This is a genomic window from Micromonospora sp. NPDC049089, assembly GCF_040648775.1.
Lineage (GTDB): Bacteria > Actinomycetota > Actinomycetes > Mycobacteriales > Micromonosporaceae > Micromonospora.
Map to the genome: position 1 here is coordinate 1 of NZ_JBEZEH010000248.1, position 9,400 is coordinate 9,400.

Here is a 9,400-nt window from a genome sequence, read left to right on the forward strand (position 1 = left end):
GGCCTCCAGCGCGCGAGTCTCGCTCAAGGCGGTGCTGCACGCCGCGCACCTGACGGTGCTCGGCCAGCTTACCGACGAGCCCCGGTTCTACAGCGGCCTGGTCTGCCACACCCGGCCGGACATGCCGGGCAGCGAGCGGGTGTACGCCATGTCGCTGAACACGCTGCCCTTCCCGTACGAGCGTGACTGTGCCACCTGGACCGAACTGGTCCGCCGGGTGCACGCCACGGAGGTCGAGATGTGGCCGCACCGGCGCTACCCCGCGCCGGCGATCCGACCTGCGGTTTCCGGCACCCGCCTGCTTGACGTCTACTTCAGCTACCTCGACTTCGACGAGGTGGTCGGTGAGCACGTCGAGTCCGGCCCCCGGTACGCCGCCGCCAGTTCGGAGTTCGCCCTTGCCGTCTCGGCGGTCGCCGGGCACCTGGAGCTGAGCAGCGACAGCGACCACCTGGAGCGGGCCGAGGTCGAGCGGTTGGCCGCCATGTACCGGCTCGTGCTCGACGCGATGGTGGCGGACCCGGACGGCGACGCCCGTGCGGTACTGCTGCCCGAGGCGGAACGGCGCAACGTGCTCGTGGGCTGGGCCGAGTCGGCCGACGAGATCGTGCCGGAGCCCGGCATGGTGCCCGACCTGGTGCGGGACACTGCCGCCATCGCGGGTGACGCGAAGGCGGTCGGGCAGCTGAGCTACGCCGGCCTCGACGCGGCGGCGAACCGGCTCGGCTGGCACCTGCGGGAGCGGGGCGTCGGGCCGGAGCGGGTGGTGGGAGTGCTGCTCGACCGAGGTGCCGACCTCGTCACAACCCTGCTGGGCATCTGGCGGGCGGGCGGGGCGTACCTGCCGATCGACCCGTCGTACCCGGCAGCGCGGATCGCGTCCATGCTCACCCAGGCCGGGGCCACCGTCGTGGTCACCAGCACCGCCTACGTCGACCGGTTCACCGGCGTCGACCGGGTGCTGCTGGACGTCGACGCGGGGCCGATCGCGGCCCGCCCCGACGACCAGCCGCCCGGCCGCACCGACCCGGACCAGCTCGCGTACGTGATCTTCACGTCGGGGTCGACGGGACGGCCCAACGGGGTGCAGGTCAGCCACCGCAGCCTGGCCGGCTACCTGAACTGGGCGGTGGACGAGCTCGTCGCCGACCGGGTGGGTGGCACGGCACTGTTCTCGTCGGTCGCCTTCGACATGGTGGTGACCACCATCTGGGCGCCGCTGGTCGCCGGGCAGCGGCTGTGGCTGATGCCGACCGACGCCGGGCTGGACGAACTCGGCCCGCGGCTGGCCGCGGCGGGGCCGTTCAGCTTCGTCAAGCTGACCCCGAGTCATCTGGACCTGCTCGCCGGGCAGTTGTCGAGCGAGCAGGCAGCCGCGCTGACCCCGGTGCTGGTGCTGGGCGGCGAGGCGCTCACCGCGCGGACCTGCGCGCGATGGCAGAAACTCGCACCACGGACCGTGCTGCTCAACGAGTACGGACCGACCGAGGCGACGGTCGCCGTCAGCCGTTACCCGCTGACCGGCGCGCTCACCGGCCAGGTCGCGCCGGTCGGCCGGCCGCTCGGCGGGATGCGTACCTACGTGCTGGACGCTCGGCTGAATCCGGTGCCTGTCGGCGCGGTCGGCGAGGTCTACCTCGGTGGACCGCAACTGGCTCGGGGGTACGCCGGACGACCCGAACACACGGCCGCCCGGTTCGTGCCCGACCCGTACGGGCCGGCGGGCTCCCGGCTGTACCGCACCGGTGACCGCGGCCGTTGGTTGCCGGACGGGCAACTCGACCTGCTCGGCCGGGTCGACGATCAGGTGAAGATCCGTGGGCACCGGGTCGAGCCGGGCGAGATCCGCGCGGTGCTCCTCGAACACTCCGCCGTACGCGACGCGGCGGTGGTGGCCCGCCCGGCTCCGGGCGGGGGCAACCAGCTGATCGCGTACCACGTGGGTGGTGCCGACGACCTGGCCGGGCACTGCGCCCGGCGGCTGCCCGCGGCCCTGGTCCCGGCGGCCTTCGTGCCGGTCGACGCCATCGCGCTCAATCCCAACGGCAAGGTGGACCTGCGGGCGTTGCCGGCGGTGCCACTGCGGACGGAGGCGGAGATCGCCCCGCCGCTGGGTCCGGCCGAGACGATCCTCGCCAGGATCTGGACCGAGGTGCTGGACGTGCCCACGGTCGGTCGTCAGGACCGGTTCTTCGCCCTTGGCGGGCATTCACTGCTGGTGGTGCCCGTGGTCACCGCGGCCCGGCAGGCCGGCCTCCCGCTCACCCTGCAACAGGCGATGATGGACCAACCGCTGGCGGACCTCGCCGCCGCGCTCACCGTGGCCGTTACGGCCCCGGGGGCCGGTGCGGCGCGAGCCGTGGCGCTGCCCCGGATCGCGCCGTTGCCCCGGGTCGCTCCGCTGCTCGCCGAGGCGCGGGTGCCCGGCGCGTCGCTGGCCGTGCTCGCGGACGGCGAGTTGGTGCAAGTCCTTGCTGTCGGGCACTGCACGGCTGGCGGTGACGCCCCGGTGACCCCGGAGACCATCTTCCAGGTGGGCTCGGTCAGCAAGCTGGTCGCGGCGGTAGGTGCGCTGGCCCTGGTCGACAGGGGAGCACTCCAGCTCGACGCGGACGTCAACGCGTACCTCAAGGGGTGGCAGTTGCCCGCCGACCGGCCGGTGACCCTGCGGCAACTGCTCGGCCACGTTGCCGGCCTGACCTCGACGGGCAGCAGCGGACATCCGCGCGGAGGCCCGGTACCGCCGCTGTCGGACCTGCTGCTCGGCCGTGGCGTGCCCACCGAACCGGTGCGGGCGCTCGACGCGCCCGACCCGGTCGCGGTGGAGCGCAACAGCCACTTCGTAGTGATCCAGCAGCTCATGGAGGACGTCACCCTGACATCCTTCGCCGACCTGATGGCCGAGCTGGTCTTCGCACCACTGGGGATGACCGGCAGCAGCTTCGACCAGAGCTTTCCGGAGACGTCCGGCCGGCCGGTGGCAGCCGGGCACGACGAACGGGGCGAGCCACACCCTCACGGTTGGGAGGTGCGTGCGGACCTGGCGGCAGCCGGCCTCTGGACCACCGCTACCGACCTGGCCGTGCTGACCAGTGAGATCCAGACCGCCTACCGGGGTGATCCGGCCCTGCTCAGCCTGGAAACGGTGAGGGCACAACTGACCGCAGGCCCGGGCGGCGTCTTCGGGCTCGGCTGCATGGTGGACCGCATCGAGGGGAGTGCTGGAACGCACGTGGAGTTCACCCACCGGGGCCACATCGCCGGCTACCGGGCGCTCGTCACCGGTCGGGTTCCGGACGGGGCAGGGCTGGTGCTGCTGACCAACGGCGAGACAGGCGACGAGGTCATGTCGCTGCTGATGTCGAACACCGCACGGACGGAGGACATGTGATGACGACCTTTCCGAGCGTCTCCGCGACGGTCACCGACCCCACCGTCCAGCAGGTGCGGCACCTGGTGTCGATCCGCGACCTGACCGATGCGGACCTCTACTCGATCATCGCCCGGGGCGCCGCGTTCGCCGCCGGGGAGTGCGGGAACCCGCTCGCCGGGCAGGTCGCCGGGGTCTACTTCCTCAAGACCTCGACGCGTACCCGGACCGCCTTCACCAGCGCCGCACTGCGGCTCGGCGCCGGCGTGATCCAGTACGGCCCGCAGGACCTGCAGACCAACACCGGGGAGACCAGCGAGGACACCGGCCGGGTGCTGTCCGGCATGCTCGACGTGCTGGTCGCCCGCACCGCCGGTGACCCGGCCGAATTGCGGGCCTGGTCTGCCCAGAATCGGATGGCGGTGATCAACGCGATGAGCGCCGAGGAGCACCCCACCCAGGCGCTGACAGACCTGACCACGTTGCTGCGGCAGTTCGGCCGGATCGAGGGGTTGCGCCTGCTCTACCTGGGGGAGGCCAACAACACGGCCACCGCCCTCGCCCTGGGGCTCACCCGGTTTCCGGGCGTTGAACTGGAACTGCGTACCCCGCCCGGTTACGGCCTGCCCGCCCAGATCCTGGCCGACGCCACCCGGCAGGCCGAGATCAGTGGGGCGAGCATCGTCGAGCGGTGCCACATGTCAGACCTGCCGGGCGATCTGGATGCCATCTACACCACCCGCTGGCAGACCACCGGCACCGTGAAGCCGGACCCGGACTGGCGACAGGTCTTCGCCCCGTTCCGGGTCGAACAGGAACTCTGGCGGCACAGCCCGAACGCGGTGTTCCTGCACGACCTGCCGGCGCATCGCGGTGAGGAGGTGACCTCGGAGGTGCTCGACGGGCCAGCGAGCATCGCGTTCGGTCAGGCGGAGAACAAGCTCTACAGCGCGATGGCGGTGCTGGAGTGGTGCCGATCGCACGCGGGTGGGACGACGCGGTGACGGTCACCGAGCCGCCGGGCAGGCCCGCCCGCCGCGCGGCGAGGCTCACCCGCAACCGGGAGTTCCTGTTGCTCTGGACCGGTTCGGGGCTCTCCGCGCTCGGTGCCCGGGCCACCTCCATCGGCTACACCCTGCTGGTCTACTGGTCGACCGGTTCGGCCACCGCGGCCAGCCTCGTCACCTTCGCCGCGCTGCTGCCGAACCTCGTCGCCCAGCTGCCGGCTGGCGCGCTCGTCGACAGGTGGAACCGGCGTACGACGATGCTGATCTGCACCGCCGGCCGCGTTCTCGGAGCCGGCAGCGTGGCGGCGGTGGTGCTGCTCGACGCGGTGCGGTTGCCGCACCTGATGGTGGTCGCGTTCCTGGAGGCCACCCTCGGCATCTGCTACGCGCTGGCGGAACGAGCCGCGGTGTGTGCCGTGGTGCCCCGCGACCAACTGGGCGCGGCGCTGGCGGCCAACGAGTCGCGGGCCAATGCCGCCAGCATCCTGGGCCAGCCGACCGGCACCGTGCTCTACGCCGTGGCCCGCTTCGCGCCGTTCCTGTTCGCCACCGCCGTGCACCTGGTGTCGCTGGTGACCCTGCTGTTCGTCCGGCGGGACCTACGGGCGCCCCGGTCGTCGGACGGCTCGGCAGGCGGGCTGATCGCCCAGATCAGGGAAGGTGTCGCCTTCATCTGGGGCAAGCTCTACCTGCGTCGGGCGCTGTGCCTCTTCGCGGCCAGCAACATTCTCTTCCAGATCCTCGGCCTCGGTCTGGTGGTGCTGGTCAAGGACCGGGACGGCACGCCCGCGACGGTCGGTCTGCTGTTGGCAATCAACAGCGTCTTCGGCATGGCGGGCGCGATGACCAGCAACGCCTTCCTGCGCCGGTGGGGCATCCGCCGGATGATGATCGGCATCCACCTGGCGTGGGCGGTGCTGATGCCGCTGCTGGTCGTGGCACCCGGGCTGGTTGCGGCCAGTGTCCTCCTGGCGCTGATCAATTACGGTGCCGGGATCGGCAACGTGGCCGGGGTGCTGTATCTGCTGAGGACGACACCCGACGAGCTGCGCGGCCGGGCCGGCTCGATCTTCACGCTGCTCTCCTCCGGTGCCAACTCGATCGGCGCGCTGCTCGCGGGCTTCCTGCTGGACACCGTACGCATCGAGGTGGCGTTGGCCGTCGTGGGCGCGACGATGGTGGTGATCGCGGTGTTCGCGGTGCTGGCTTTCGGCACCCGTACCGCCGCACAGGCGGAACGAGCCGAGGCAGCTGCCGAGCGGGCCGACGCCGAGCGGGCCGACGCCGAGCTGGCGGCGACGGCAGCCGGTCGCGACCCGCATGGTTGAACCCGGCGACGATATCGAGGAAATATGGCCGCCCACGTCAGGCTGCCCGGCACAGGACCGACCCTGGCGTGGAGGAGACCGACCGATGAGCGAGCACGGCACGTGGCAGCCGCACGAGATCACACCCAGCAGCGCCAGATGCGCAGCCACCGTTGACGGGCTGATCGGCCATCTGCGGGAGCTGGACCTGACGGCGTTACTCACCACCGAGAAGGCGCTGGTGTTCCGGGGCTTCGGCGTCGAGCCGGGCGCGCTGGACCCGGTGATGGACATGGTGCTGCCCAACCGGCTGGCCTACGTGCATGGCAACTCGCCACGTACCAAGGTCGGCCGCAACGTCTACACCTCGACCGAGTACCCAGCGCCGTACACCATCTCCATGCACAACGAACTGTCGTACGCCGCGCACTGGCCAGCCCGCCTGCTGTTCTACTGCCAGCTCGCCGCGCCGACCGGCGGTGCCACCCCGGTGGTCGACGCCCATCACTGGCTGGAGTCTCTCGACCCGGAGGTCCGCGCCGCCTTCGCGGGCGGGGTGTGCTACCAGCAGAACCTGCACGACGGCCTGGGGCTGGGCAAGAGCTGGCAGCAGACCTTTGAGACCGAGAACCGGGCGGAGGTCGAGGCGTTCCTCGACGGCACCGGGGCGACCTGGACGTGGACCGCGGAAGGGCTGCGGGTGAGCCAGGTCCGCCCGGCCACCACCCGGCACCCCGTAACGGGGGTGGAGGTGTGGTTCAACCAGAGCGACCAGTGGCACCCGGCCGCTCTGGACGACGAGGTCGCTCGGGTGATGACCCAGGTGATGACGCAGGACGAACTGCCCCAGTCGGTCACCTTCGCCGACGGCAGCCCGATCCCCGACGAGTACGTGTTCCAGATCCGCGACCGAGGGCTGGACGCGGCAATCGACGTGGACTGGCGCGTCGGTGACCTGCTGCTGATCGACAACGTGCTGGTGGCGCACGGTCGGCGCCCCTACACCGGGAGCCGCCGCATCCTCGTGGCGATGTCGGACTGACCGGGCATCGGCTGGCGGGAGGAGAAACGTGGAGATGATAGGGGCCGGGGTGCGTGGCCGGTGGCTGCGGACCTTCCGCCGAGCTGAGCGGTCCGACCTGCGCCTGGTCTGCTTCCCGCACGCCGGCGGGAACGCCAACGTGTTCCAACCGTGGGCGGGCCTGCTTGACGGCGCCACCGATCTGCTGGCGGTCTGCTACCCGGGTCGGCAGGACCGGCTGCTGGAGCCCTGCGTGGATCAGATGGACGTGCTCGCCGAACGGATCAGTGACGTGCTCGTGCCGTACCTGGACCGGCCGATCGCGTTCTTCGGCCACAGCATGGGCGCGTCGGTGGCGTACGAGGTCACCCTGGTCCTGGAGTCCCGCTACGGGTTCACGCCGAGCGTGCTCTTCGTCTCGGGACACGGCGCGCCGCACATCTCCCGGGTCGAACTCGACCCGGATCTCGCCGACGACGAATATCTGCTCGGCCGGATCGGCGCCCTGGGTGAGGTCGATCCGGTGCTGCTGCGGTCACCGAAGCTCCGCGAGCTGATCATGCCCTCGCTCCGGGGGGACCTGCGGATGCTCTACCGCCACCTGCCGCGCGAACCGGCGAAGGTCCGAGCCCCGATCGCCGCCTACCTGGGGACCGAGGACCCTACGTGCACCACGTCGACGGTGCGGGCCTGGGGGGAGTTGACTACCGGCGGCTTCGAGTTGGCGACGTTCCCCGGTGACCACTTCTATCTCGTGCCGGAACAGGAACAGGTGGTTGCCGCGGTGACCGCCCGTCTGGGCTGACCGACGGACCACGCCCCAAGGGACGGTCGCGGGAACCGTGGCCAGAGGAGAGGCGGTGGGGCCGCTCGGTGGCTCTGTGGTGTCCGGGTCACCGTCGGATCAAGCCGAGTTGGGTTGCGGTGGCGATGGCGGCGGTGCGTGAGTCGACGCCGAGTTTGGTGTATATGCGGGCGAGGTGGGATTTGACGGTGCCTTCGGTGAGGTGCAGGCGGACACCGACGGCGTGGTTGGACAGGCCTTCGGCGACCAGGGTGAGGACTTCGGTTTCGCGGGGGGTCAGGGTGGTGCTGGGGTCGCGTAGCCGGTTCATGAGCCGGTCGGCGACGGCCGGGGCGAGAGTGGTTCGGCCGACCGCGGCGGTGCGGACGGCGGCGGCGAGGTCTTCGGGTGGGGCGTCCTTGAGTAGGTAACCGGTGGCGCCAGCTGCGATGGCGGGCAGGGTGTCGGCGTCGGTGTCGTAGGTGGTGACGATCAGTACGCGGGGGGCGCCGGGTCGGGCGGTGATAGCGGCGGTGGCCTGGGCACCGTTCATGCCTTTACCGAACTGCAGGTCCATGAGCACGACGTCGATGTCGCCTTGGCAGGCGCGGGCCACGGCGTCTTCGGCGGTGGCGGCTTGGGCCACGACTTCGATGCCGGGTTCGGTCTCCAGTATGGCGCGTAGACCGGCACGGACGATGGGGTGGTCGTCGGCCAGCAGTAGGCGGATGGGGACGTCGGTCATGAGGTCGCCTTGACGGGGTGGTCGCTCGAGCAGGCGAGTGGCAGTTGGGCGGCCAGAGCGGTGCCGTGGCCCGGGACAGACTCGAGGGTGAGAGTGCCGCCGAGGGCCAGGACGCGGGCGCGCATCGCGGGCAGGCCGTATCCGCCGCTGCCTGCTTCGGGTGCGGGAAGTCGGTGCGGGTCAAAGCCGTGGCCGTCGTCGACGATGTCCACGGCGACGTGATCACCGAGGTAACTGAGGGTGACGTCGGCGGTGGCGGCCTCGGCGTGGCGCACGGTGTTCGCGAGGGCGGACTGGGCGATACGCAGTAAGGCTGTGTCGTACGCGGCCGGCAGCGGCCGGGGATCGCCGGTGAGGTGGAAACGCGCGGTGAGGCGGTGGCGGGTGCTGGTGGTGGCGCACAGCTGTTCCAGGGCGCCGGCCAGAGTGGTGTCGTCGAGGGCGGGCGGGGTGAGCGCGGCGACGAAGCGGCGGGCCTCGGCCAGGTTGTCGACGGCGGCCTGGCGGGCCTGCCCGACGTAATGGGCGGCTTTGTGCGGGGTGTCGGGAAGAGCGCGTTCGGCAGCCCGTAGCAGTAGTTGGATGCTGGTGAAGCCCTGGGCGAGGGTGTCGTGGACCTCACGGGCGAGGCGTTCGCGTTCGGCGAGGACACCGGCGGTGTGCTGTGCGGCGGCGAGGTCTGCGCGGGTCGCGGTGAGTTCCCCAATCAGCCTTCGGCGGTGTTCACTCTCGCGGTACAAGCTCTGGTATCCCCACACCACCGCGACCGCCACGGCGGCGCCGAGGGTCGGGCCGATCGCCGCCGTCGGGCTGAACGAGCCCTGGTGGGCGGCGAAACCGATGACAGCCGCCACTGTGGTGGTCACTACGGCGGTCAGGCCGGCGCGGCGTGACAGCAGGTGCAGCTGTAGGAAATACAGCGGGAACGCCACCCATACCGCGTCCGCCGACAGGGTCAGCAGGATCAGCCAGACCGCGCCGACGGCGGCCAGCCACACCGCGGCGGCGCGCCGCGAACGCATGACGGACGGCAGTAACGGCCCAGCCGCGTAGATCAGCCCACACGTTACGGCCGCAACGATGATCATCCCGGCGTGGGGGGGGGGGGGGGGGGGCCCCCCCCCCCCCCCCCCGCCCCGCGCGGGCCCCACGCGGGTGGGTGAGGT

Annotated in this window: 7 protein-coding genes; 5 read left to right on the forward strand and 2 right to left on the reverse strand. The window is 71.3% G+C overall.

The features are described 5' to 3' along the window. The 5 genes from AB0B48_RS29510 to AB0B48_RS29530 form a co-directional block, all read left to right on the forward strand. Window positions 1-3,391: amino acid adenylation domain-containing protein (locus tag AB0B48_RS29510; protein WP_357207171.1), on the forward strand; the 3,391-nt coding region annotated here is incomplete at its 5' end. Then, window positions 3,391-4,374, forward strand: a complete 984-nt coding sequence (locus AB0B48_RS29515) for an ornithine carbamoyltransferase (protein ID WP_357207173.1) — start codon at window positions 3,391-3,393, stop codon at window positions 4,372-4,374. The genes AB0B48_RS29510 and AB0B48_RS29515, both read left to right, overlap by 1 nt. After that, the gene (locus AB0B48_RS29520; RefSeq protein WP_357207175.1) at window positions 4,341-5,705 is read left to right on the forward strand and encodes an MFS transporter; all 1,365 of its coding nucleotides are present in this window, start codon (window positions 4,341-4,343) and stop codon (window positions 5,703-5,705) included. The genes AB0B48_RS29515 and AB0B48_RS29520 overlap by 34 nt, the downstream gene beginning before the upstream one ends. An 85-nt stretch (window positions 5,706-5,790) precedes the next feature. Beyond that, the gene (locus AB0B48_RS29525; protein ID WP_357207177.1) at window positions 5,791-6,726 is read left to right on the forward strand and encodes a TauD/TfdA family dioxygenase; all 936 of its coding nucleotides are present in this window, start codon (window positions 5,791-5,793) and stop codon (window positions 6,724-6,726) included. A gap of 34 nt (window positions 6,727-6,760) precedes the next feature. Then, window positions 6,761-7,510, forward strand: coding sequence for an alpha/beta fold hydrolase (locus tag AB0B48_RS29530; RefSeq protein ID WP_357207183.1), 750 nt, complete (start codon window positions 6,761-6,763; stop codon window positions 7,508-7,510). An 88-nt stretch (window positions 7,511-7,598) separates the two neighbouring features. On the opposite strand, the gene AB0B48_RS29535 is transcribed toward AB0B48_RS29530, so the two are convergent. Further along, the gene (locus AB0B48_RS29535; RefSeq protein ID WP_357207179.1) at window positions 7,599-8,234 is read right to left on the reverse strand and encodes a response regulator transcription factor; all 636 of its coding nucleotides are present in this window, start codon (window positions 8,232-8,234) and stop codon (window positions 7,599-7,601) included. Then, on the reverse strand, window positions 8,231-9,256 hold the full coding sequence (locus AB0B48_RS29540; protein WP_357207181.1) for a sensor histidine kinase: 1,026 nt from the start codon (window positions 9,254-9,256) through the stop codon (window positions 8,231-8,233). Before AB0B48_RS29540 ends, AB0B48_RS29535 begins: the two co-directional genes overlap by 4 nt. Window positions 9,257-9,400: the final 144 nt, after the last annotated feature.